The 25,253-nt window shown below is 66.3% G+C and carries 18 protein-coding genes; 8 read left to right on the top strand and 10 right to left on the bottom strand.

Annotation, left to right across the window (positions count from 1 at the left end; all coding sequences use genetic code 11):
• Positions 1-942 precede the first annotated feature (942 nt).
• From QZ588_RS03670 to QZ588_RS03650, 5 genes are all read right to left on the bottom strand, one after another.
• Positions 943-2,094, bottom strand: a complete 1,152-nt coding sequence (locus QZ588_RS03670; RefSeq protein ID WP_295540059.1) for an ABC transporter permease — start codon at positions 2,092-2,094, stop codon at positions 943-945.
• A 25-nt stretch (positions 2,095-2,119) separates the two neighbouring features.
• Entirely contained in the window at positions 2,120-2,812 is a 693-nt protein-coding gene (locus QZ588_RS03665; protein ID WP_295540057.1) for an ABC transporter ATP-binding protein, read from the bottom strand.
• Complete coding sequence (locus QZ588_RS03660) at positions 2,809-4,092, bottom strand: HlyD family efflux transporter periplasmic adaptor subunit (RefSeq protein ID WP_295540054.1); 1,284 nt, start codon at positions 4,090-4,092, stop codon at positions 2,809-2,811. Before QZ588_RS03660 ends, QZ588_RS03665 begins: the two co-directional genes overlap by 4 nt.
• 235 nt (positions 4,093-4,327) lie before the next feature.
• The gene (locus tag QZ588_RS03655; RefSeq protein ID WP_295540052.1) at positions 4,328-5,818 is read right to left on the bottom strand and encodes a TolC family protein; all 1,491 of its coding nucleotides are present in this window, start codon (positions 5,816-5,818) and stop codon (positions 4,328-4,330) included.
• A gap of 761 nt (positions 5,819-6,579) precedes the next feature.
• Positions 6,580-7,113: a DUF2058 domain-containing protein gene (locus tag QZ588_RS03650; protein ID WP_295540049.1), complete on the bottom strand. Its 534-nt coding sequence runs from the start codon at positions 7,111-7,113 to the stop codon at positions 6,580-6,582.
• A gap of 243 nt (positions 7,114-7,356) precedes the next feature.
• Here QZ588_RS03650 and QZ588_RS03645 point away from each other — a divergent pair, with 243 nt between their 5' ends.
• The 3 genes from QZ588_RS03645 to QZ588_RS03635 all read left to right on the top strand — a co-directional run bounded on the left by QZ588_RS03645 (position 7,357) and on the right by QZ588_RS03635 (position 10,795).
• Positions 7,357-7,902 (top strand): OmpH family outer membrane protein, encoded by a 546-nt coding sequence (locus QZ588_RS03645; protein ID WP_295540048.1) that lies wholly within the window; start codon positions 7,357-7,359, stop codon positions 7,900-7,902.
• Between the two features lie 441 nt (positions 7,903-8,343).
• The gene (locus QZ588_RS03640; RefSeq protein ID WP_295540045.1) at positions 8,344-8,580 is read left to right on the top strand and encodes a YdcH family protein; all 237 of its coding nucleotides are present in this window, start codon (positions 8,344-8,346) and stop codon (positions 8,578-8,580) included.
• A 397-nt stretch (positions 8,581-8,977) separates the two neighbouring features.
• Entirely contained in the window at positions 8,978-10,795 is a 1,818-nt protein-coding gene (locus QZ588_RS03635; protein WP_295540043.1) for an ABC transporter transmembrane domain-containing protein, read from the top strand.
• Positions 10,796-11,043: 248 nt separating this feature from the next.
• On the opposite strand, the gene QZ588_RS03630 is transcribed toward QZ588_RS03635, so the two are convergent.
• On the bottom strand, positions 11,044-14,412 hold the full coding sequence (locus QZ588_RS03630; RefSeq protein ID WP_295540041.1) for an efflux RND transporter permease subunit: 3,369 nt from the start codon (positions 14,410-14,412) through the stop codon (positions 11,044-11,046).
• Between the two features lie 206 nt (positions 14,413-14,618).
• On the opposite strand from QZ588_RS03630, the gene QZ588_RS03625 reads away from it, so the two are divergent.
• From QZ588_RS03625 to QZ588_RS03610, 4 genes are all read left to right on the top strand, one after another.
• Positions 14,619-15,734 (top strand): aminoglycoside phosphotransferase family protein, encoded by a 1,116-nt coding sequence (locus QZ588_RS03625; protein ID WP_295540040.1) that lies wholly within the window; start codon positions 14,619-14,621, stop codon positions 15,732-15,734.
• A gap of 2 nt (positions 15,735-15,736) precedes the next feature.
• Positions 15,737-16,141, top strand: coding sequence for a hypothetical protein (locus QZ588_RS03620; RefSeq protein ID WP_295540038.1), 405 nt, complete (start codon positions 15,737-15,739; stop codon positions 16,139-16,141).
• Positions 16,142-16,249: 108 nt separating this feature from the next.
• Positions 16,250-18,430 carry an alpha-amylase family glycosyl hydrolase gene (locus QZ588_RS03615; RefSeq protein ID WP_295540035.1) on the top strand — a complete coding sequence of 727 codons (2,181 nt, stop codon included), beginning with the start codon at positions 16,250-16,252 and terminating at the stop codon, positions 18,428-18,430.
• A 147-nt stretch (positions 18,431-18,577) separates the two neighbouring features.
• On the top strand, positions 18,578-19,642 hold the full coding sequence (locus tag QZ588_RS03610) for a glycosyl hydrolase (RefSeq protein WP_295540032.1): 1,065 nt from the start codon (positions 18,578-18,580) through the stop codon (positions 19,640-19,642).
• A 28-nt stretch (positions 19,643-19,670) separates the two neighbouring features.
• Here the strand turns inward: QZ588_RS03610 and QZ588_RS03605 are convergent, their stop codons facing one another.
• From QZ588_RS03605 to QZ588_RS03595, 3 genes are all read right to left on the bottom strand, one after another.
• Positions 19,671-19,982, bottom strand: a complete 312-nt coding sequence (locus QZ588_RS03605; protein ID WP_295540030.1) for a hypothetical protein — start codon at positions 19,980-19,982, stop codon at positions 19,671-19,673.
• A gap of 221 nt (positions 19,983-20,203) precedes the next feature.
• On the bottom strand, positions 20,204-22,042 hold the full coding sequence (locus tag QZ588_RS03600) for an Hsp70 family protein (protein ID WP_295540027.1): 1,839 nt from the start codon (positions 22,040-22,042) through the stop codon (positions 20,204-20,206).
• Positions 22,039-22,758, bottom strand: a complete 720-nt coding sequence (locus QZ588_RS03595; RefSeq protein ID WP_295540026.1) for a DUF2760 domain-containing protein — start codon at positions 22,756-22,758, stop codon at positions 22,039-22,041. Before QZ588_RS03595 ends, QZ588_RS03600 begins: the two co-directional genes overlap by 4 nt.
• 481 nt (positions 22,759-23,239) lie before the next feature.
• Between QZ588_RS03595 and QZ588_RS03590 the strand changes: the two genes are divergently transcribed.
• Entirely contained in the window at positions 23,240-23,500 is a 261-nt protein-coding gene (locus QZ588_RS03590) for a DUF2934 domain-containing protein (RefSeq protein ID WP_295540023.1), read from the top strand.
• A 44-nt stretch (positions 23,501-23,544) separates the two neighbouring features.
• Here QZ588_RS03590 and QZ588_RS03585 read toward each other — a convergent pair whose 3' ends face one another.
• Positions 23,545-24,417 carry an ion transporter gene (locus QZ588_RS03585; protein ID WP_295540020.1) on the bottom strand — a complete coding sequence of 291 codons (873 nt, stop codon included), beginning with the start codon at positions 24,415-24,417 and terminating at the stop codon, positions 23,545-23,547.
• Positions 24,418-25,253 lie beyond the last annotated feature (836 nt).

The following is a 25,253-nucleotide window of genomic DNA, read 5'->3' as shown; positions in this document are numbered from 1 at the left end:
CGAGGAGCCGGATGCGTTAACGCGCACGTCCGGATCTGTGGGAGCCGCGGGTGAGCAATCACCCGCGGCCACCCGGCTTGCGCCAGGCGCGGCATTCGTCTTCGCGATTGGGGCTCCATTGCCCACAGGCACTTTTAAAAGCAGTCCAGACCTTTCTGCCCGCGATTGAAATCGGCCCCATCCGGTACGCTCGCCCAGCACTTTTCCTTTGCGCAGGCCGGCACGTGGCTGTTGCATTGTGCGTCTGCCCACGCTTGTACCGCCTGTTTACTCTGGCATAAGAAAAGCCTCGGGTATCGGGAGTCCGCAACAAACTTTGGACAGAGCTCTCCACGTATTTCGCCGACATAGCTGCCTTTCGCTTCATCAAAGCAGTGCCAGTTCTCACATCCGTAGGGCTTCGATGCCGAGCAAGCACCCGCAAAGAAAAGACAGCAAAAAGCTGTAGTCCAGCTCAATTTTTTCGTCATCGTTTCTTTCAGATACGTATACGTCGGAGCCTCGTCGGGACGGGACGATGCTTGTCTACCAAGGCGTGCCAAGCCCAGCGGAGCACTGCATCCACCCGCTGATGTTATTCTCAGTGCGGAATCTCTTGTTTGCGTCGCGCGTAATCGCTTTTCTTTCTACCTTGTCCGAGCCTGGCTCTACGGCTCCGTGCTACCTGCCTGTTATTTGGCGGTGTAGAGAGGAAAATTCGTCCGGCATCGCACGCCGCCCGCCGAGTTACGCTCGCTAGGTCGCCGCGTGCAATGTTCTTCCTCATTACAAGGCGATAGACTACGGATGATTCTGGTCCAGGACTTGTCTCAGCGTCTAGATTCGTTGTCTGAGCGTCTACCAAGGGTTCTTGGGCGTCGCGGTTCGCGAGACTCCCGCGGTTCGGCGGTTGTACCACCGCCCTTTCTTTGCCACGCGTTTGTCTGTTGCTCCAGCCCTTGACTAGCTGCGCAGCGCCACGATCGGGTCGGTCTTGGACGCTTGCACGGCCGGGTAGAGTCCCGAAAAGATCCCGACTGCGGCCGATACCGTGAACCCGAGAATCATCACAGGCACCGAGACGAAGAAGGCCCATCCGGCCACCATCGACACCAGCCAAGCCGTCAGCACGCCCAAGCCGATGCCCAGCACCCCGCCGAAGAGGGAGAGCATCATGGCCTCGATCAGAAAGTGCATTCGCACATCCCATCGGCGTGCCCCTATAGCCACCCGCACGCCGATCTCCCGACGGCGCTCCGTGACGGACACCAACATGATGTTCATCACCCCCACGCCGCCTACGATGAGGGAAATACTCCCGATCACACCAAGCATCAGCGTAAACAGACGCATCTGCTGGCGCATCTGGGCAATCATTTGTTCAGGTCGGATGATGTTCGCGGTGAAGTCAGGTAGGTTACGCCTGAGCCAGCGTGCGATATCGTCTGTTGCCCGTTCGTGATCGATACCGGGCCTGAATCGGGCGGAGATGGTCGAAACACCACCTCGAATCATGCGGATAAAGGTCGTCGCCGGCAGCACAATCGATCGGTTGAGATCGCTGTCACCAAGGCCTTTGGATGTCGGCTCGAGTATGCCGATGATCCGTAAAACGCGCCCGCGGAAAACAAGGGCTTCTCCAACGTCGCTCGGCAGCGCAGCGTCCGCGAAACGCCTTTGGATTTCGGCGCCGAGCACGCAGAAGCGCCGGTAGCGATCAAGCGGCGAGATGAACCGTCCCTTTGCGATGACCAGGTCATTGAGCTGCGCTAGCGCAGCAGTGGTGCCGACATAGTCAACGTAGGTTCTCGACCCCGCGATGTCTACCGGGTCTGCACTCACCGCCTTCGGCGCCAGCGGATGCAGCCAGGCCGCCAAACCTTGCTCTATGGCGGGGATGCGCTCCAGACCCAGGGACTGACCTGGCATCACCGCGCGTAACCGAATTTGGATAAGATCCGTTCCCATGGCTTGAAATCGCTTCAGCGACTCCCGCTGCGCCATGGACCCGATGCTGATCATCGCTACGACCGAGCCCGTGCCGATGATTATCCCTATGAGTGCGAGGGCCGAGCGCTGCTTGGTTGCGAGCAGGTTACGCAGCGTTTCCAGCACATTGGACCACACCCCCACGACAGCGTCACCGGTCGTCAGCCAACAGCAGACCGTCGCGCATGAGCAACCGCCGTTCGCACTGCTGGGCAACGCCGGCGTCGTGGGTAATGACGAGGACCGTTGTGCCCGCATCGCGGTTCAGTCGCACGAACAGATCGATGATTTCCTGTCCGACCCGACTGTCGAGCGCGCCCGTCGGCTCATCCGCTAGGAGGACATTCGGCGCGCCAACGATGGCGCGGGCGATGGCAACCCGTTGTTGCTGCCCACCGGAGAGCTCGCTGGGTTGATGATGTCTGCGCTCGGCCATATCCAGGTCGGCCAGGATGGCATCAGCCCGGCTTAAGGCATCGCGCCGGGCGCTGCCCCGATACAGCAGCGGCAATGCAACATTGTCCCGCGCGCTCAGTCGGGGCAGCAAATTGAATTGCTGGAACACGAAGCCGATCTGTTGATTGCGCACGCGAGCCAGCTCTGGCTCGCTCAGCGCCGCGACATCGCGACCCCCGAACTTATAGCGGCCCCGCGTAGGATGGTCGAGCAGGCCGAGGATATTCATCAGCGTCGATTTTCCGGAGCCTGAGCTACCCATTACCGAGACCAGCTCACCGCTGGTGATATCGAAGCTCACGCCCTTGAGAATGGGCAACGGTTTTCCGCCAACCGTATAATCCTTGTGCAGCGCGTCCACCTCAATCAGCGGTGCACCGGTGCTCATGGATTGAGCACCACTTCGTCACCCGGGCTCAGCCCTTCCAGGATCTCGACGCGGTTGATGCCGCTCAAGCCCGGCTCGACGGGTGTCGTCACAACATCTCCCGCTCGCAAAACGCGCACGGCTGGCCCGTCGGTCCCTTGCACTACCGCATCAATGGGCACCACAAGGGCCGTGGAACTGTCCCGCAGCACAATCTCGGCACGTGCTGACATCCCCACTCGCACTGCCCGACGCTGCGCCATGCTCAGCTCCGGTACCTCGATGGATGCTTCGAAGGTTGGTGCGTTCCGCCCGGCGTCCCTGCGCGCTTCGGCAGAGACCCTCGCCAATGTTCCTGCCAACGATAACTTGGGGAATGCATCACCGGAGATCACAGCAGGCTGGCCAGCCTCGAGCCAACCGATCTCTACTTCGTCGACATCGGCGCTGACGCGGATACCCGTCAAATCGCCCAGACTCACCGCCGTCTCGCCTTCACTGACGGTACTGCCAACCTCCAAGCGGTTCGTCTCGCCTTCCCGGCCGCTCCGTGGCTCTAGAACCACGCCCGGCACCGGCGCCTCCACCAGCGCAGCCTCGAGCTTGCGCGCCCATTCACGCATCGCGAAGGCGGCGTTCTCAAGCTTCAGACGTGCGACGCGGACCTTTTCCGCACCGCCTCGCTTGCGTGTTTCAACCAGTTCCTCTTCGCTTTGCGCAAGCTCGAGCTGAGCGTCCTCGATCTGTTGGTCCAGTGACCGGAGCTCACTCTCGGGCACGAGTCCTAATTGCAGCAACCTGGCGGTTTCTTCGTGCTTCTGCTTGAGGGCGCGCAGCTTCGATCGAGCGCGACGGACTTGCCGAGCGGCCCGATGCATGTCCGCGCTGTCCTCCCAGTCGCTCAGCTGCGCAAATGCTTCCCGTGCGTCGATGAAGGCCGACTGCGCTTTGCGATACTCGACCTGCGCCTTATCGTCGTCCATGTGAAATAGCGGGTCACCTGCCGAGACCGCGTCTCCGTACCTGAAAAAGCGGCGCTCAATGGTTCCACTATAGGGTGCCACAACATTGACGCGCTGCAAGGGCTCTATGGTTCCGAGAAGCTGGATGGTCTGCCGATACTGCTCGGGGGTCAAAATCTGCGTTTCCAATCGTGCGGCCGAGTCGCGATTTGCAACCGTCTCGGCGCTGACGCCTGAGGCGCGTATCCCAAAGACGTCAAGGTGCCACACGGAGCCGCCCACGGCCACAACCCCCACGAGCACTCCCAGGATCAGTGATCGACGTGATAAACCGCTCATATGACTGACTCGTCTTACGCCGGCCATACCTTGCCACCACGGCAGGATGATCGAGAGATGACCCGATATCGCATTGTGAGTGGTCTCTTACATTGTTGGCCGTGATACCGAGCGCGGTCCCGGCGGCTGTACCGCTAGGACGTTGCAGACATCCTACGCCGAAGCCGGCCAGGCAATTGCGTGCGACCGCGTGGGGGCAGCATTGTCTGTGCCAATACCTTCGCACAGCCGTCGCTCATGAGCCTGGTTCCCACACCGGCGTTAAATTCGTGATTGTCAAGCCCCAAGTCGCAAAGGTGGTGCCAAGTGACTGGTCCAGTTCCGTGAGCAAGTTCAGGTAGTCGATGATGGCACGCAGTTCGGCATTTTCGGCACGTACCAGATCGTTCTGCAGCTTAACCAGCTCAAAGTTTGTGGACCGCCCCAACTCCAGCTTCGATTGCTCAATTTGCAGTTGCTCTTGGGCCAGACTGAGTGAGCGCCGGGCGAGGTCGACCTGACGCCGTCGAACATGAAGGCTGCGCAGCTTATCCGTAAGGTCTCGCTCGATCGACTGGCGAAGAGACTCGACCCGGTTGTCCGCCTGCTGCTCCGCCACGGTGGCACGCACGCGCTGTTGTTTGAGGGTCCGATCGAATAGCGGGACCACGAGCTCCAGCCCGACCTCCCAACGCCGGCCATACGGGGCATCCGGCACCGGGTAGAGCCAGCGTTCGGCCCGGCTATCGACGCGCGTGCTAGCGGTGAGATCCAGCCTCCATTTGCTGTCGTTCTCGGCCAATTTACGATTCAGCCGGCGGTTTTGACGCGAGAGCAGGGCGCGCTGATAATCCGGGCGCATGCTCAACGCCGTGCGCAGCCATCGCTGGTAGTCCGGCGAGACTTCCGTGATTTCAATGGCGTCGGCAGGTGAAATCTGCGTGCCCGCACGCAAGTTCAGAAGGCCCAACAAGCGCAGGCGAGCAGCGTCCAGCGCATTATCGCGCTCGGCGAGATTAACCTCCTGCGCGGCTACGTCGGCCTCTGCCTGAATCAACTCCGTTGCGGCCATGCGTCCTGCTTCGATCAGGCGGCGGTTCGTCTCGACCAGTCGTCGTGCCCGCTCAAGGGCCGTTTTCGCAATCTCCAGACGCCCTCGCTCCAGCTTGAGCTGCCGATAGGCGAAGACCACGTCGGTGATCTTCGCGCTTACTGTCTGCCGCAGGTCCAGTAGGTCGTTTGCGTATTCGTTACGGGCGACATCGACTGGGATTTGATTGATGTCGATCCCCGCCCCTCGCAGCAAGGGCTGTGTCATGACCGCTTCGAGGCTGGACGTCGACTCCGATGTGCCGTCACTGCGCCGACCGTTTGTGGCCCACGAAAACGTCAGATCGGCGCCGGTGGGCAGCTTCCATTCCAGCGTAGGGCGCAGACGTAACTCGCTTGGCTTATCGCGGCTGGCGTCAACCGGCTGGTTATCTCCGGTCGTGAGCCTGGCTGCCACACTTCCACGTGGCACGAAGCGACCCTCGGCCACCCACAAGTCAACTTTTGAGACGAGGTTCTGGAGGTAGGCATCCTGCAGTTCGAGGTTATTCCTCACGGAGAGGAGCACCGCGTCTTTGAGCGTCAGAGCAATCTGCGCCGACGCGGCCGCCGCATCCCGCTGTGCGGCTAGTGCGTACGATGTGGCGAGCGTCGTCATCAGCAGCATGAATATCATCGCCCACAGTCGTTGCTCCATACTTGCTCGGTGTTGGAGCTGCTTCACCAGAATGGGGGCGCTGTGTGCCATCGCTTACGAATGTCGTGCTCGCTCGAGATGCTGGTGGTGACCCGCTGAGATGCAATTCCCTGCGGACCTCACCAGAGTGATGACAATCTGTTGAGAAATCGGGACACCAGGTATTCGGCGAATAGTCACCGTACGACCAATCGACGCGTGTCAGATCGGGTTTTGGCGATACCGAATCTTGCCGTTGCATGTCAGCGCCATGCTCACTCGGCGGGCAGCAAACCCTGACGCACAGTCATGAGGCAGCCCGCTGGGGTCGCGCGAGTGCAGGAAGCGGGGGAACTTAGCCCCGTGCGGTCCGTCGGCCCGCGCTAGTTGCGGTAGGTTCGTGGTTGGTCCCTGTGGGGGAGACTAGGTGTTGGGCTGAGCCGAATCAACCGGGCGGTGGGCACATCGGTTAACTTCTGGACGCATCGTCAAGACTTTTGTACTAATGATCAAGTTGAGCTGGCACTTCGCCGCCACCGACCTCAAGTCGTACAACTCAGTGTCCTCAGGGGCAGGTGTCGCGATGCAGGCTCGAGCGTTGACGGATAGAACTCGAGATGGCCATATCACACACGTTTTTCACAGAGATGACCCGGTGAGCAGAGCGACGCTCATGGGCACGGGAGACGCGAGGCCTCAGCCACCCGACCTCCGCCACAACCGCAGCCGATGCCGCCCCGCCATGTACATCAATGATGACCGCCGCCTGCCAGCGGCTGCCCTCACCACATCAGGTCATCCGGCACCTCGAACTCGGCGTAGGGGTCGTCGGGGTCGGCGTCGCCCGGCTTATTCCAAACCACCAAGGTCGCGGGGTCGGTCTGCTCGGCACGCTGCGCAATCGCGGCGGGTACAATCTCGTAGAAATCATCGTGCCGCACGATGGCGAGATCGCCGCCGGCGATCGCCTGCTGCTGGGCGCCGGTGACATAGAGCCGCTTCAGGGCCGAGCCATCGGTGAAGTTGTAGGCGAGGTCGCCGCCGTCGCGGGAGACGCGGTTGTCGCGCACCAGTTGCCACAGCGCCACCAGCTCGGCCTTGCGCTGGCGCTCGAGCTCGCGCTCGCGGTTCAGCGCCTGGTCGCGGCGGCGTTTCTCGGCGGCCGCCTGCTCGGCGGCGGCGCGCCGCTGCGTATCCGCGGGGGCGCGGCCGCCGCCGGCGCGCTTTTGCTTGCGCTTCTTGCTCTTCGCCTGCTTCAGTTGCTGCTCGTCCACGAGTCCCGCTTTGAGCAGTTGATCCTGCAGCGAGTTGGCCATGTCGTCTGCCTCCGCGGCGGCGGCTGCCGGCGCGACCGGTCACGCGCCGCAGCCGCCGTTGAAAATTTGCCGGATTGTACCCCAGCAGGGATGGATGCTGCGGCGCCGAGGCTGTTGCTGGAGCGGCGCCGGCAGTAGAATCGTCGCCGGTCGCAGATACTTTGGCGCGCGTCGCCGGTATCATGCCGGCCCAACGCCTCGATGAGGTCCAAGCGACCGCCGCAGTTCCGGAGACACGCAACCATGCAGCCCCTTCCACGCCGTTCACTCGCCACCGGCCTCGCCGCCCTGACGCTGACGCTCGGGACGATACCGGCAGCCGCCGAGGGTATCGGCTTTGTCAACATGGAACGGGTCTTCGCACAGAGCACTGAGGGCCGAGCCGTCCAACAACGCCTCAACGAAGAGTTTGGTGACGAGCAGCGGGAGTTTGCCCGACGCGAGCAGGAGATCCGTCAGATGCAGGCCCGGCTCGAGCGCGACAAGCCGCTGATGAGCCAGGCGCAGCTGGACAAGCAAGAAGCCGAGATCGAGCGCCGCATCGAGGCGTTCGAGACCGACTTTGCAGGGGTCCAGGAACAGGTGACCAAGATTCAGCAGGAGGCGGGGCAGAAGCTCATGGAGCCGGCGCAGGCGGCCATCGCTGCTATCGCCGAGGCGCGTAACATCTCCGCCGTTTTCGAGGTGGGCACCTTCGATCCGGGTCGTGCCGGCATGCTGTATTTCGAGCAAGGCGCCGAAGTGGACCTCACCCAGGCCGTGATCGACGCGCTCAACAAGGATGAGTAACGGCCGGTTCTGGCGGGCGTCCGACACCCCGTCGACCGCAAGCGCCGGGCCACACCGCTGAGCGCCGAATCGGCCGCTGTCAGCGCCTCGGCAACAGCCCCATGGCGCCACACCTATCCTGCCCCGCCGCGGCATCCGGGCTGCCCGCAACCGACACCCCGCCGCGGTCCGACGCCCGCAGCGTGTGGCGCCGAGCGAACACTTCCATAATCCAGGTCATCCCCGACGGCCGCTGTGTGGTGCTGGTGATATGAACCCTGGTTTACAATGGGAGAACAGTCTCGTGAGCAGCGGCGCATCGGGCGCCGCAGCGCAGACTGCACGTGAGAGCCCATGCGCACGCTGACCCGGCAACGGCGTGCGCGCAAGGGGCCCGAAGCCCGATCCCGGGGCAACCACATGCGCCCATGACGGCGCACTGCTGCGGAGGACGAAGACCCGATGCTCGGCGAAACACATGACTTACTGCACGAGTTCCCGGAGCTGGAAGGCCAGATCGAATCCATGCGCGAATCCAATACGGCATTCGCGGCGCTGATGGATCAGTACGACGATCTGGACGCCCGCGTAAGAAAGCTCGAGGAGCTCGGCACGCCGGTTGCGGATGAGACCATCGAAGAACTGAAGAAAGAGCGGCTCCTGCTCAAGGACAAGCTCTACACGCTGTTGCGCCCCTGAAATCCGCTGCGGGCCAGTCACGCCGGCCCGATAGCATCAGGGCAAACATCCACGGTCGCCCGTACGTCCTGGTCTCAGGTCTGGGCCACGAGTGGGGCATCGCTCCCGGCTGCCTGCGCTGGCGTCCATGGCCGCACCGCGCAGGGGACAGGCGCTGGGAGTCAGCCGCCGCAAACCTGACGATCGCCGCTGCGCCCAGCACCAACCCGACGACCCATGCGCCCTCGATGGCGCCGCCCACGACCCGGGGCTCGCGAGTGCGCATGGGCCCCGCGGGCCCGCACCTCCAGCCGGTTCTGTCCCGGCTTGATCCTCATTTCCCCGTGTCCATCTGAACGACAGGCGCGGCACGATCGCAAACCGCGTGGGCACCGCCGCCAGCCCGGAGCCCCCGACCATGCCCCGACAAGCCTCTCCAGACGCCGGCGACAGCGAGCACACCGATCGCGGCCGCTCGCGCCATCTGGGCTCGCTGTTGCACCTGCTCGCCTTCACCTGGCCCTATCGCGGGCGGCTGGTGCTGGCGCTGACGGCGCTGGTGCTCGCCGCCGTGGCGCTGCTGGCCTTCGGCCAGGTGATTCGTGCCGTGGTGGACCGCGGCCTGGCCACCGGCTCACCACAGGCGCTGAACCTGGCATTGGGCCTGTTTCTCGCCGTCGTGCTCGTGTTCGCCGCCTCCGTGGCCCTGCGCAGCTATTTGCTGAGCTGGATCGGGGAGCGGGTGGTGGCGGACCTGCGCCGGGCGGTGTTCGCCCGCGCGCTGGCGCTGGATGTGGGCTTCTACGAGGTCACCCGCACCGGAGAGCTCATCGCCCGCCTCACCAGCGACACGGCTTTGCTGCAGGTGGTGGTCGGCTCGACCCTGGCCATGGGACTGCGCAGCACCATCCTCGCCGCGGGCGGGCTGCTCATGCTCGCGGTGACCAGCCCCAAGCTCACGGCGTTGGTCCTGTTTGGGGTGCCCTTGGTGATCCTCCCCACCTGGCTCATCGGCCACCGGGTTCGGCGGCTGTCGCGCCAGAGCCAGGATCGGATCGGCGATATCGGCGCCTACGTCGACGAGACGCTGCACGCCATCCGCACCGTCCAGGCCAGCTGTCACGAGCCCGTCGATGCCGCGCGCTATGGCGAGCGGGTGGAAGCGGCGTTCACCACGGCCATGCGACGCTCGCTCGCCTCGGCTCTGCTCGCCGGGGTGGCCAGCCTGCTCGCCTTCGGCGCCGTCGGCACCGTGCTCTGGATCGGCGGCCATGCCGTGCTCGCCGGGGAGATCAGCGGTGGCGAGCTGTCTGCGTTCCTGTTCTACGCGGTGCTCATGGCGGGCTCCGTCGGCTCACTGAGCGAGATCGTCGGCCAACTGCTGCGCGGCGCCGGCGCGGCGGAACGGCTCATGGAGCTCCTGCAGGCGCAGCCGGCGATCCAGGCGCCGCCGCGGCCGCGCGCGCTCCCGGCGCGCGTCACGGGCCACATCCGCGCCGAGGGCCTGACCTTTCGCTATCCGGCGCGCCCGGAGCGTCCGGCGTTGGCTGACCTGGATCTCGACATCGCCCCCGGCGAGCGCATCGCGCTGGTGGGCCAGTCGGGCGCCGGCAAATCCACGCTCTTTCATCTGTTGTTGCGCTTCTACGATCCACAGCAGGGCCGCCTCACCTTCGACGGCGTGACGCTCCGCGACCTGGACCCGGCGGCCTTGCGCCGGCACATCGCGGTGGTGCCCCAGGACCCGGTCATCTTCGCCGCCTCCGCCGCCGAGAACATCCGTTACGGCACCGAGGGGGCGACGGACGCCCAGGTGCGTGCGGCGGCGACCGCGGCCCATGCCGCCGTTTTCATCGAGCGACTGCCCCAGGGCTACGACACCTTCCTGGGCGAGCGCGGCGTGCGCCTGTCCGGCGGCGAGCGCCAGCGCATCGCCATCGCCCGGGCCATCCTCAGCGACCCGGCGCTGCTCCTGCTCGACGAGGCCACCAGCGCACTGGACGCCGAGAGCGAGCGACTGGTGCAGGACGCCCTGTCCCATCTGATGGTCGGGCGCACCAGCATGGTCATCGCCCATCGGCTCGCCACCGTGCGCGAAGCGGATCGGATTCTGGTGCTGGATCACGGGCGCATTGTGGCCCAGGGCCGCCACGACCAGCTGCTCGCCCAGGGCGGTCTCTACGCGCGGCTCGCCGCGCTGCAGTTCCAGGATCTGCCGGCGGCGGTGCCGGGCTGACTGCAGCCGGTCAGCCACCGCAACGGGCGCCCGCACAGGCGCCGCCGCACCCGCCACATCGCCCGCCTGCTGGCGCCTGCGGGGTGACCCGGCAACTCGCCGCCAAACGGGCGCCGCTGCCGCCGCAAGGCGGCCCGGCATCGAACATCCCCTCCCCCTCGGGCTCGAAGCCTTTGCCGCCGATTGATTGGCCGTCCTGCAACAGCGGACGAAACCCGTCCTGTTCACGGCACGGGGCGATTGACGGGTTACTTCCGCGCGGACTTGGGGGTGCCGGCTCGCTTCGGCGCGGCGGTGCCCTCGATCTCCGCAAAACGTCCCGAAAGCTCGATCTCGCCGCTTTCGGCCTCTTGCAGGTAAAAGTGCCTGCGCAGACTGATGCAGCCGAGGGGGATCACGATCACCGCCATCAGTGTCGCCACGCCGGCGCCGAAAAAGAGGCTCACCGCCATGCCCTGGAAAATCGGATCCTGGATAATGGCCCAGGCGCCGGCCATCAGCGTGAGCGACGTAATCAGGATGGGTCGCATGCGAATCTCGGCGCCGTCCACCGCCGCCTCGCGCACGCTCTTGCCCTTGGCGACCTCCAGTTTCACGAACTCGACGATGAGGATGGACTGGCGCACGATGATGCCGCCGAGCGCGATGAGCCCGATCATGGAAGTCGCCGTGAACTCGGCGCCCATCACCAAATGGCCGGGGATGATGCCGATGAGCGTCAGCGGAATGGGCGACATGATGAGCCCCGCCAGCGCAAAGTCCCGGAACTCCCAGACGATGAGTCCGTAGATGAGCAGCAGCGCGGCGATGAAGGCGAGCCCCATGTCGCGGAAGGTCTCGTAGGTGACCGTCCACTCGCCGCTCCACTCGAAGCCCGATGTCGAGTCATCGGCGGGGGGCCCGATCAGGCCGCCGGGTATGCCGCTCATTTGGACCCCGTCCGGCGTGCTGTAGTCCGCCAGCAGATCTTCCACGCCGAGCATGCCGTAGATGGGCGCACCCAGGCGCCCCTCCATCTCGCCCACCACATAGTCCATGGGCCGCAAGTCCTTGTGGTAGATGATGGGATCCTCGGTGCGCTTGACGAACCGCCCAAGCTCCGAGAGCGGCACCGTCTCTCCGCTCGGGGTGCTGACGGGCAGACTCCCCAGGGTGTTGAGCTCGGCGCGGTTGGCGAGGGGCACCTGGAGCACGATGTAGGTGGGCTCCTGCACGGTGCCGCGCTTGACATCGCCCACCCGGTAACCGCCCATGGCCATGGCCAGGGTCTGATTGATGGCATCCACAGAGATACCGCGGCGGACCGCCTTCTCGGTGTCCACCTCGAAGCGCCAGTAAGCGTAGGGCGCGACCAGATAGTTGTCGACGTCGACGATGCCGTCGACCGCCTCGAACATCTGTGTCATGTCCCGCGCCACTTGTCGGCGCACCTCGGCGCTGGGGCCGTAGATCTCCGCTACCACCGTCTGCAGCACCGGCGGGCCCGGGGGCATCTCCACCACTGCGATGCGCGCACCCAGATGCGCCGCCAGCGGCGTCAGCAGCTCGCGGGCGGCGACGGCGATCTCGTGGCTGCCGCGCTCGCGCTCGTGCTTGTCCTCGAGCATCACCAGCAGGTCACCCTCCCAGGGGTTGGCGCGCAGGTAGTAATGGCGGACCATGCCGTTGAAGTTGAACGGCTGCGCCGTGCCGGCGTAGGTCTGCACGGCCTCGACCTCCGGAATTTCGCGGACCTTCTGCGCCAGCTGCCGCACGACATTGGCGGTCTCCGGCAGCGCGGAGCCCTCCGGCATGTTGACCACGACGCTGAACTCCGGCTTGTTGTCGAAGGGCAGCATCTTCACCGGCACCGTCTTGGTGTAGAACAGCAGACAGACGCCGGCGGTCATGGCGATGACCGCGACCAGAAAGATCCGGCCCAGGCCGCGATTGTCGATGAGCGGCATCACCAGCGGCCGGTAGAGGCGCCCGATGACCCGGCGGGTGACCTCTTCGCGCCGCTCCGCCTTGCGCAGCGCCGCCAGGCGCGGACGCACCCGCAGCGCAAACCAGGGCGTGAAGACGAAGGCCGCGATCAGCGAGAAGAACATGGCCGAGGACCCGAGCACCGGGATCGGGCGCATGTAGGGACCCATCAGGCCGCTGACCCAGCCCATGGGCAGCAGGGCGGCGATGATGGTGAAGGTGGCGAGGATGGTGGGGTTGCCCACTTCGTCCACCGCATGCACGGCCTCGGCGATGGAGGTCTTGCCCACCTCCAGCCAGTGCCGGAAGATGTTCTCCACCACCACCGTGGCATCGTCCACCAGGATGCCGATGGCGAAGATCAGCGCGAACAGGCTGACGCGGTCGATGGTGTAGTCCACCACCATGGCCCACCAGATGGTGAGCAGGATCACCACCGGTATCACGGTGATGACCACGAAGGCCGCGCGCGCGCCGAGGCCGATGAGGCACAGAATCGACACGATCACCGCCGCCTCGAACATGGCCTGCAGCAGCTCATTGACCTTGTCATTGGCGGTCTTGCCGTAGTTGCGGGTAATCTCGACGTGGACGTTGGTGGGGATGAGCGTCCCCTTCAGGCTCTCGAGCTTGTTCAGTACCGCATCGGCGACGATGACGCCGTTGGTCTTCTCTTTTTTGGCGATGGCCAGGGTCACCGCCTGGGCGCCGTCGGCCGGTGTATCGCCCTGATACGCGGGCCCGGTGGAGTGGGTGACGATCTCCTCGGCGTCCTCGGGCATGTGCCCGACCATGGCCACGTCGCGTACATAGATGGGCCGCCCGCCCCGGGTGCCCACCACCAGGCGGGAGACGTCTTCGGCGCTGCGCAGGAAGGCGCCGGAGTACACCTTGAAGGCGGCGCCCCGGGACTCGCTTTGTCCCGTCGCGCGCTCGGCGTTGGCGCTCTGGATGGTGCCGGCGATCTGATCGAGCGTGATGCCATAGCCGGCGAGGCGCTCCATCAGCACCTCGACGCGGATCTGATCCTCGCGCCCGCCGATGACGAAGCCCTTGCCGGTGTTCTTCACGGCACCGAGCGCCTGCAGCACGTCCAGCGCCAGGGTGCGTAACTGCGCATCCCCCACGTCCTCGGACCAGAGCGTGGCCGTCACCACCGGCACATCGTCGACACTCACCGGCTTCACCAGCGGCATCTGCACGTCCGGCGGCATCTTGTCCAGGTTCGACTGCAGCTTGTCGTGGACCTTGACGATGGACTCGCCCATGTCTTCGCCCACGTAAAAGCGCACGGTGACCACGGCGGCGCCCCGCTGGGTGGCGGAGTAGACATGCCGCACCCCGGGGATCTCCATCATGATCCGCTCCAGGGGCTCGGTGACCATGCTCTCCACTTGTTGGGCGGAGGCCCCCGGGTACTGCACGAAGAGGTCGATCATCGGCACCGAGATCTGCGGGTCCTCCTGCCGCGGCGTGAAGAACAGGCCGATGAGACCGATGCCGAGACAGCCGAGCAGCAGCATCGGCGTGACGGGTGTGTTGATGAAGGCGCGGGCGATGCGCCCGGAAAGCCCGAGCGGCTTGGGTCGTGACTCTTGTGCTGGAAGACTGGTGGCGTCGTCGATCGGGGGTCTGGTGTTGTCGCCGGCCATGGGCTGGTCTATGACTCTCTGCGCAAACGGTTGTGCCAGAAGCCAACGCCCTGATGCAGCCCCGCGCGTTGGTTGCCATTTGTCAATTTAGACCATTGAGCCCGTGCTTTACAAAGACGACCGCCTGACGCCCGGTCGCGACTCGGTGCCCATCACCTCACCTACAATAACCGAAAGCCCCGATTTGATGCGTACAGCACTGCTGCATGACCGAGCGCCACGATCAGTTCCGCGTCCAGAGCCAACACCGGCTCATGGACATCGCCCGACGCTTCCTCGGCCACGGCGCGACACCGCTCGCCGTCGCGCCCCTGGGTGACGGCCTCATCAATGACAGTTACCGCGTGCAGGCCACCACCGGCGCCTATGTGCTGCAGCGCATCAATACGGCGGTATTGCCGGCGCCCGAGCAGATCATGGCCAACCTCTCGGCGCTGGCCAAGGCGGCGGCGGCCCACCCCGCGCTCGGCGTGCGCTTGCCGGCGCTGGCCACCGCCGGCGGCCGCGGCTGCGTCCGCGACGATGACGGCAACTGCTGGCGGCTGATGGAGTGCATCGAGCCGAGTCGCACGCTCCCGGCGCTGGCGCACACCACCCAGGCCGCGGAGGTGGGACGGGTGCTGGGCCGGTTTCATTGCCTCGGCGCAACGCTGGAGCCTGCGGCCCTGGCGGTGACGCTGCCCGGCTTCCATCACACCCCCGGTTATCTGGCGGCGCTGGAGTCCGCCGCCGCCGCCGCCCCGCTGGACGCCGACAGCCGCGAGGTCTTCACCCACATCCAGGCGCGGCGTGATCTGGTCGCCGTGCTCGACGACGCGTCGGCGCGCGGCATCATCCGCCGGCATGTGATCCACGGCGATCCGAAACTCGACAACCTGCTGTTCGATCCCGCCGGCGAACGGGCACTGTGTCTGATCGATCTGGACACGGTGCAGCCCGGGCTGTTGCACCACGACATCGGCGACTGTCTGCGCTCCTGCTGCAATCGCGGCGGCGAGGCCGGCGCGGCGTCGGTGCGTTTCGATCTGGACCTGGGCGAGGCGCTGCTCATGCGCTATGCGCAGACGACCGCAGGCCTCTTCAGTGCCGCCGAGGTGGACCTCATCGCCGCCGCCATCCGGCTGATCCCGCTGGAGCTCGGCATCCGCTTTCTAACGGATCACCTGCAGGGCGACCGCTACTTCCGTGTCCGCCATCGCGGCGAGAATCTCACCAGGGCCCGCCGCCAGCTGGCGCTGGTGGCGGACATCGAGCGCCAGGATGACGCCATCGCCGCCGCCGTGCGGCGGGCGTTCGACGGTGCCCACAGCGGGGTGCGGTGAGCATGGTGCGTCGACGCCGCCCGCGCGCCACCCCGCCACCGCGGGACGCGATCGCCGACCAACGGCGGGCATGCGCCCTGCTCGACCGGCTGGCCGCCCTGCTGCGCCGCATGGATCACCCGCGGGCGCCGGAGGTGGAACGGCTGCACGTCGCCTTCCAAACCGATCCCGCCGCCGCCTGGCAACAGCTCGACGCCAACGCGTGGTGGGCCGGGGCCGGCTCGCTGGCGGCGGAGACGCTGCTGGAGCCCGAGACCCTGCCGGCCGCCGAGCGCGCGGCGGCGATGCAGGCATTCCGTTCCCTCCTCATCGATCTCGCCGAGCTGCTGCGCGCCCGCGGGCCGACCAACCCGGGTCTCTCGTCCTGGCTGCTGGCATTTCGCAATTGGGACGCCTCCGGCGTATGAGCGGCGACGATTCACGCGGCGATTGATCCAGGTGGGGTTCAGCGCGTCGGCAGTCCATGCCCGCTGCTGCACAATGGCGGCGACGCCCAGCAACCCCCGGAGCCCGCCATGCCCGCCATCACCGTTCGCTTCCGCAAGCCCGCAGACTGGGCCGAGCCCGTGCTGATCCACTCCTGGGACCGGCAGCCCGCCGGCGGCGGCTCGCAGTGGCCGGGTGTGCCCATGGCCGCGGACCCCGAGCATCCCGGCTGGCACGTCTTCACCTTCGACGACACCACGCGGGTGCATCTGGTCTTCAACGACGGCCATGGCCGCCAGAGCGGCGACCTCGCACGCGAGCGCGACGGCTGGTACAGCTTCGACGGCCACTGGCAGGCTGCAGCAGCGCCCGCCGCGGCCGCGACGCGGGCGCCAGGCGACCCACCGCCCGCAGACCCTGCCCTGGTCAGGGAGACACCGCGCCCGGTGGCCGAGCGCACGGACTTCCGCGAGGAGACCATCTATTTTCTGCTCACCGCCCGGTTCAACGACGGCGACCCCAGCAACAATTTCTTCTGCCGCGACCGCATCCGCTTCGACGCCGATGGCAACGCCGTCGACCCGCACTGGCGCGGCGACTTCAAGGGTCTGATCGAGCGCCTGGATTACATCCGCGATCTGGGCTTTACGGCGATTTGGATCACGCCGCCGGTGGAGAACCGCTCCGGCCTCGACTACCACGGCTACCACGCCTACGACTGGACCCGCATCGACCCACGCCTGGAATCTCCGGATGTGACCTACCAGGATCTCATCGACGCCGCCCACACCCGCGGCATCAAGATCATTCAGGACGTGGTGGTGAACCATTCCTGCCAATACGGCATTCGCGGCCACGTCCACATCGACCACCTGCCGACCAAGTACTACGTGCCCCAGGGCGGCGAACAGGGCCGGGTGAGCCACGGCCCCTACCAGGGCAATCTGGGCAACTACGCCTGGGCGAACCGCGATGACATCGACAACCCGGTGGCACCGGATTGGTGGCAGGCGCGCCACGCGCGCGATCCCCACGGCAGCGAGCCCCTGCAAGACCCGAATACCGGCGAGACGGTGCCCAAGCCCGGCTATGAACCGGGCCGCTTCTTCGGCATCGACCCCCAGGGCCTGGACCCGAACTGGTACCACCAGGACGGTTTCATCTGCGGCGGCGACTGGGAAAGCCCGCGGCCGCTGCAACAACGCCATATCGCCGGCGACTGTATCGACCTCGCCACGGAGCGCGAGAACGTCAAGGACTATCTCATCGGCGCCATCAAGCGCTATCTGGACATGGGCGTGGACGCCCTGCGCATCGACACGGTCAAGCACATCGAGCGCGACAATCTGCTGGAGTATGTCAACGCCTGGAAGGCGCACAAGCCGGGGCTCTTCGTCTTCGGCGAAAACCTGGTGAAGGGCTATGGCTGGGGTGACCTCGGCGGCGGCGACAATGGTCCATCCGAGATCCGGCCCTGGTGGTACACGCGATTGGGGTCAGACCCGCAGAATCCGGCCGCCGGCGGCGACTCCGGCTTTCCGCAGCTGGACTTCGGACTCTTCAGCACCTTTCGCGATACCCTCTCCCGCGGCACCTTCGAAGGTACGGGCCAGGTTCTGTCCATGGACTGGATCTACGGCGACGTCACCAGTCTGGTCACCTTCCTGCAGAATCACGACGTGGGCCCGGACAACGATTTCAAGTACCGCTTCAAGGGCGAGACCTGGATGGCGGCGGCGGCCTACAACCTCATCTGGACCGCCCGCGGCATCCCCTGCCTCTACTACGGCGAGGAGATCGAATTCATGAAGGGTGCGCCGCAGGACGTCGAGGGCGAACGGGACACCCTGGAGACCACCGGCCGCGCCTACTTCGGCGACCACCTGACCGAGGCGCGCATCGGCGAGACCCAGTCCCATCCGCTGTATCAACATCTCAAGCGTCTGAACCTGATCCGCCGCAACGTGGCGGCGCTGCAGAAGGCGCCCATGAGCCATGTCGCGGAATGGGGCAGCGGCATGCGCTTCGTCCGTGATCTCGGGGACGACGGTGCAGGCGGGGGCGGCTACGCCGTCATCGGCCTGGCCATCGGCTCGGAGCAAGCGGTGGACATCGGCGATGTCCGCCCGGGGCGCTACCGCGATGCCGTCACCGGCGGCGAGATCCACAGCAACGGCCACCTGTCCTTCCGGGTCAAGGCCAATTCCGCCGGCATCTGGGTGCTGAACGGCCCGGGTAAGATCGGCGACGACGGGCCCTTCCTGCGCTGACGCAGGCCACCGCCGGGGATGTCGCGCAGTTCCATACCCTGCCTGCTGGCACCGTCGGGTATCGCCCGCATCCACGTCGACGCCCAGCCACCGGTCGCAGGTTCTCAACCCACCTTGGGCATCAGTCAATCTTAGAGGTGCAAGCGCATGACGACAGCGTCCACCGCATCCCCCGGCCTGATTTTCTCCCCCGGCCCCACGGACCACTGGGACGACGCCCGTGTCTCCTGCCCCTGCGTACTGCGCGAGCCCGACGGTCGCTGGCAGATGTGGTACTACGGGCGTGACGCCGGCTTTGAGCCCGAGATCCCGCTGCCCACCGGCTACTGCGGACTCGCGCGCTCCGACGACGGTCTGCACTGGACCCGGGTGCCAGGTCCGCTCGACAACGGCGCCGTGCTCGGACCGCATCCGAGCAAGCAACGCTTCGATGCCGCCCATGTCGGCTGCTGCCATGTCGCCCGGCGCGACGGGCTGTACTGGATGTGGTACATCGGCGGCGATCACCAGCGCGGCCGCCTGGGCGAATTCGACGTCAAGGGCATGGAGCTACGCCCCGGCTGTGCGATCTCTGGTGATGGGCTGCACTGGCTGCGCATCGAGGGACCACACGGCGGTGCCATGCTGGACTTGGGCCGCCCGGGCGAGCCGGACATGGCGATGATCGGCTGGCCCCAACCGGTGCAGCTGCCGGACGGGCGCTGGCGGCTCTACTACCACGCCCTGGACCCGACCCGCATGCTCTTCGTCGTCTGCCTGGCGGAATCCGCGGACGGCCTGCACTGGCACAAGCGCGGCGAGGTGCTTGGTGCCGGCGAGCCCGGAGCCTTCGATGACCTCGGCATCGGCACCCGCTACCTCATGTACCACGGCGGACGCTGGCGCATGTTCTACGAAGGCGTCGGCACCAACGGCCATCATTCCATCGGCCTCGCCGAGTCCGACGACGGCATCGTCTGGACGCGCCGCCCGGGCCCCGAGCCGGACGGCTCCGTCTTCGCCCACGCACCGAGCGGCTCCGGGCGCTGGGATGCCTTCGCCGTCGGCGCCCCCTGGGTTGTGCCGATGCCCGACGACAGCCTGCGCCTCTACTACGTCGGCGCCGACGAGACCGCCGGCGGCATCGCCGACGAGCTGGTCAAGGTCCAACAGATTGGCCTCGCCGTGAGCGACGGCCCGGATCCGACCCGCTGGGCGCGCTGGACGGGCTAAGCCGGCGGGGCGCGCTGGGGCCGGGACGCTACTGCGCTTCTGTTCTGCTGACGATGCGCCCCGACTCCTCGCCAACCTTCTCCAGCGCGAAGAAATCGCTCATCTCCCGCGCCCAGTCGGCGGCGAGCTTGCTGGAGGCCTTGGCCTGCGTCTCGTCCTGGAACACGCTTACTGTGACGATACCCGGCAGGCCATCGCCGCCGAGCCCGGTGACGATGACCGAGTAGCTGACGAAGCCCTCGAGGGCGCTGATCCTGGGCAGGAAGACGGCATCCGCCTTCTCGCGGACCAGATCCGGCTTGCCCTTGACGAGCTGGTAGCGGCGAATCGAGCTGTACATGATTGGACACTCCCGGGCGATGTTTGATGACGCCTGAACAAACATAGCCGATGCGGCGGTCGCTGCACACGAGCCCGTCGTCGAAGCACAGCACAGGCGCTGATGCAGGGAGCCTCGGCCTGGGCAGCTGTGCGGACCCAGTCCAGTGGCCCGCCGACGCCCATCCAGCGCCGGTCAAGGGCAACGACAGCGCCTCGGCGGGTGTCCCGACGCCCTGCTACTTAAGCCTGCCCCCGCGTGTTGAAGGACACCTGCCAGGGTCCCTCGTCCCCCGCCAGTGGCATGGCGGTCAGCTCCAGGGTGCCGACCTCGCTCACCACGGCCTGCAGGCGCACCGGCACCACCTCGCCGCGCTTGCGGCCTTCCGCCGGCAGATTCGTTTGGATCTCCTCCAGTTCTTCCAACTCGTCGTCGGCCCACTCTTCCAACAGATCGCCCGCCTGATCCTCGCGACGGATGCTGGAGCCGAAGAAGCGAAAGCGCACGGGCTCGCCCACCACCAAGCCGAACTCCTGGGGCGCGGAAACGGGCTCGGAGCCCTCCTCCAGCCCAAAGGGCACTACGCACAGGGCCTGCAGCTCCGGCTCCATGCCGGGTATGGCGGGCATGCTCGGCTCGACGCCGACGTAATAGGAATGCGACGTCCCACCGCGAATACGCACCCCGCCGTGCTTGCGCACATAGGCGTAGAAGGCGGCCCCGCGGGCCACGGCGAGGTCCAGGTCGCGGGCCTCCAGCAGTCGCGCCGGCGGCGCGTCCTCCGCCGCGAGCCAGTTGTTGATGACCTCCAGCACCCGCTCGCGCAGCACGGCGGCGTTGAAGACACCACCGTTGAAGAGCACCGCGGTGGGGTGCAGGAAGGTGGCCCAATGGGCGTGCTCGACGAAGCCCTCCAGGTCTTCGGTGGCGCCCGCCTGCTTCGACAGGAAGGCCGCGAGATGACGGGTGACGGCGGGATCCTGGGCGAAGGGCAGGCCGACCTTGGTGAGGGCACCCCGGGCGCGCTGCGCCGGATGGTCCGTGATGGCGCACTCAGGGAAGAAGCCGTCGATGAGCACGGCCGCCACCTCATCCCGGGTCAGCTCGGTGCGAATGCTGCCGCCAATGAGCTTGGCACCCCGGCTCGGCACCACCACCGGCACCGCCTCCAGGGTCGCGTCGGCGAGCAGCTTCTCTTTGGCGTAGCGACAGCCGTGGGTCAGGGCCTGCAACTGCCAGCGATCGAGCGCTACGCCCTGGACCTTGAGCTTCTGCTTCAGCAGATGCGCCAGGGTCAGGTCCATGTTGTCGCCACCGAGCAAGATATGCTCACCGACGGCAACCCGCGTGAGCTCCAGCGCGCCGTCCTGCTCGGTGACGGCGATGAGCGAGAAGTCGCTGGTGCCACCGCCGACGTCCACCACCAGGATGATGTCGCCCACCTTGACGTCGTGGCGCCACTGGCCACGGCTGTCGTTGACCCAGCTGTAGAGCGCCGCCTGGGGTTCTTCCAGCAGCACCAGATGCTCGATACCGATGGCCTGGGCGGCCTCGGCGGTGAGCTCGCGGGCGGCGGGATCGAAGGAGGCCGGCACGGTGACGGTGACGTCCTGCCCGCCCAGCGGATCGAAGCCGTGCAACCCGTTCCAGGCCTCGCGCAGATGGGTCAGTAAGGCGGTGCTCGCCTCCAGTGGCGACACCTGCGGGATTTCTGCGGGGACCTCCGGCGGCAGGATGGGCGCTTTGCGGTCCACGTCCGGATGGCACAGCCAGCTCTTCGCGCTGGAGACCAAGCGTAATGGCGTATCGGCGCCACGTTTGCGCGCCAGCTCCCCGATGATGCGCTCCGCCGGCGCCGGCCACGGCAGACCGAGAGCGCCGGCCTTGAACTCGTCGGGGTGCGGCAGGTACAAGAAAGACGGCAGCATGGGCCGCTCCTCCACTGCGCCCGGGTCCACCAGCTGCGGCACGGGCATCACCTGCTGCTCCACCTCCTCGCCCTCGCATTTGGCGATCTCGACGAAGGACAGCGCACAGTGTGTCGTGCCCAGATCGATGCCGATGGCGAAACGTCTGCTCACAGCTCCACCTCCGCCGGCGCCAGGATGTTCACGTCACGGCTGCCGGCGACTTTGGGCAGGCGCACGTCATCGGCCCGCCAGCCGCGGTGCACGAGCGCGCCTGTGAAGGGCGGCTCACCCACCACATTGCCGATGGGGCGCACCGCAGCGGGATCGAAGCCGCGCGCCAGTGTCACCTGGCTGCCCTCGGCCTCGGCGCGAACGGGGGCGATGTCCACATAGTCAGTCAACACCTTGTGACAACCCTGGTGCACCACGCGGGCGGCGGCGCCGATCTCCTGGTCCGAATAACCGGTGATATCCTCTTGCAGGAAGTCGACCAGTCGGCCCTCCTGCTGCAACAGCCCGAGCAGCACCAACGCGGCGTCCGGCGGTGCCTCGCTGAGCTTGGCGGCGGGCTGTGGCAATGGCGCCGGTCTGGTGGTGGTGTCAGGGTGCACCCCGCCGACGGCGCTCGGCAGAGAGCTGGCGCCGTCCACGTAGAGATCGGTCAGCAGCCGCGCGTAGCTCGCATCCGCCAGTGCCCGCCCGAAGCTGTAGCCGGCGATGGGCAGGCGCTGGAGCACGATCCAGGTCTTGTCTGCGGCGATGCGCAGCCAGCGCCAGGCGACCTGCAGCCACAGCTGGAGCCGTTCCCGCGCAAGTCGCAGCCATGCCTGCAGCCGCGCTTGCAGGGGCTTGAGGCGCTCCGCCATGGATGGCGTCTGTTTAGTCATGCAATCGGACCCTCGGGACAGGTGATGGGACTGCGGCGGCCGCCGCCGGATAACCCCAGCGTACTGCTCGGCACGCGGTCTCTCCTCATCGTTCTGGGCGCAGCGCCAAGACGCAGATTCCGGACACAAGCCCGAGGGGCTTTGGACCGCTTGGCTGCACCGCGCTGCGCGGCATATAACCGTCGCATCTCGGTTTTCGCTTTCTGCGGGCTAGTTGCAGCGGGCGGGAGACGCCGTGAATACGTCCCTGTAGACTTCACGACAGCATCCCCGCTGTCGAGACCCCCGCCCGCCGCCACCCAGCCCGCAGACGCCTGCGCCGGACATTGACATCCGCCGGGTATATTACATCGCAGGCCCCAGCGCTTCATCCGTGTCGATGCCGTCGGCGCCCGATGCCCGTGCCGACGCCAGGGTACCGCCGATGGCCTCACTGGCATACTGTCAGGTGCTGTTGTAACACCACCGCCTGCGAGCACCCATGGGCCAGCAACCCGCCACCGACACCGACGCTCTGCCGCCGCTGGATCCAACGCCCGCCGAGCGCACCGAGATGATCGCCGTCGCCGCGTACTATCTCGCCGAGCGCCGCGGCTTCGCTCCCGGCGGTGCCGAGGCCGACTGGCTGCACGCCGAGGCACAGATCGAGCGCATGCTCGCAGGCGCCCACGCCGCCGGCGTTGGTGCCCATGCCTTGCGCGCCTTGGGGCTGCGCAATGCGCTGCGTCTGTGGGCGGGGTAAAGGCCTACCCGGCTCCTGGGCGTCGGCCGTATCACGCGCGCGTCTTAGTCGGGCGGCCGATCCGCGGCACCGTCGGCGGCCCGCGCCGGTCCCGTCTCGCTGCGCTGGCGCAGCAGCTGCTCGATGCGCACCAGGCGCTGCTCCATCGCCGCCGTGTGCTCGCGGATCCAATGGACTTCGCCGGCCTCGCCGGTGCCCTGCAGCACATCCATGCGCTCGTGCTCCTTCTGCAGCGTCTCCAGCACGATCCCGATCATCATGTTCAGAAAGATGAAGGCGATGACGAAAATGAAGCTCAGGTAGTAGATCCAGCTCAGCGGATGGACCGCCATGGTTTCATACATGACATCGGTCCAGTCCTCGAACGTCGCCACCCGAAACAATGTCAGCATGGCGATGGAAATGTTGCCCCACAGTGCCTCATTGATCTGGTGGAATAGAATGCTGCCCACGGCGGCGTAGATGTAGAAGATGATGAACATCAGCAGTGACACGTAGCCCATGCGCGGGATGGCGCTGACAAAGGCGTTCAGCAGCACGCGCAGCTCAGGGATAATCGACACTAGGCGCAGCACGCGGAAAATGCGCAACAGCCGCCCGAGCAGCGCCATCTGACTCTCTTCCACCGGAATCAGGCTGGCAACGACGATGACGAAATCGAAGACGTTCCAGCCCTGGGAGAAAAACCGGCGCAGGCTGCCCTCGGCGAGCAGGCGCACCGTGATCTCTGCCAGGAAGAATAATGTCACGGCGACGTCCAGCACGTTGAACACCGCGAGCAGCCGTGGCTGTACGTCATAGGTCGTCGCACCGATCACCAGCGCCGAGACGACGATCACGATGACCACAAAAGCCTCGAAGAGCTTGTTGTTTTTGAGCGCCGCAAAGCGGCTTTGCAGGGCTGGCAGCCAAGGCATCCTAGGGAAACTCCAGATACGGGCACGAAAAATTAGGCGCAGGCCCGCGCCACGACCCGGCGCGGGTGTCGCCGGCCGCAGGTGGATCGGGCCAACCGGGCGGCGGTGTCCGCCGGCAACGTCGGCACCACAGGGGCGGCCGGGCCAGGCCGGCGCCGCCTGCGCAGTGCACGACATACCGCTCAGCGTGTTGTGGCCCACCACTAACGTGGTTGGCAACGGCCCCGGGATGTCATAGTATCCACGCCGATCAATAACAACGCACCCGACGACAAGGTATCACGGGTCTGGCGCGGCTCTTCTGTCTCAGCGAGCCGACGCCGCCACCAGTGTGGCATCACCGCTATGGGGAGGAAACGCATGTCTGTTGTCAGCGGCAGGCGCGGCCACAGCACCACCCGGACCTGTCGAGGGCACCGTAGGGCCTGTCACAGGCGGGCTGCGGGTGTCAGCACGCTCCCACATCGCAACGGCGGGGGTCGTCGACGCCGCCGCGGACGACTGCCGTCCGCCCCGCATCACGGCGTGACACCCGGCGGCGACCACTCACCAGCGTCTCGCGGTGTCCGCCGGCCGCAGTCCCGGGCCGTCCACCCCCGCCCGGGTGTGCAGCCCGGTCGATCCCACACCACCACCACTCGCACAGCGTCACGGGCTCGGATCATCGCGCACCCTGACACGATGAGCGCGGCACTGATAGACGCGACTCCCTCACTGGCACAGCCCCGGCGGCTGTGCCGACAAGCACTCGGCGCCGTCCTGCCATAACGCAGACGACGCCGATGCACGGATCATGCGACCGCACGCGGTTCTGCAGTCCGGCGGGGCGGAGCATC

It is taken from the genome of uncultured Thiohalocapsa sp. (genome assembly GCF_913062725.1).
GTDB lineage: Bacteria > Pseudomonadota > Gammaproteobacteria > Chromatiales > Chromatiaceae > Thiohalocapsa.
This window is presented reverse-complemented; position numbering and strand designations above follow the sequence as displayed.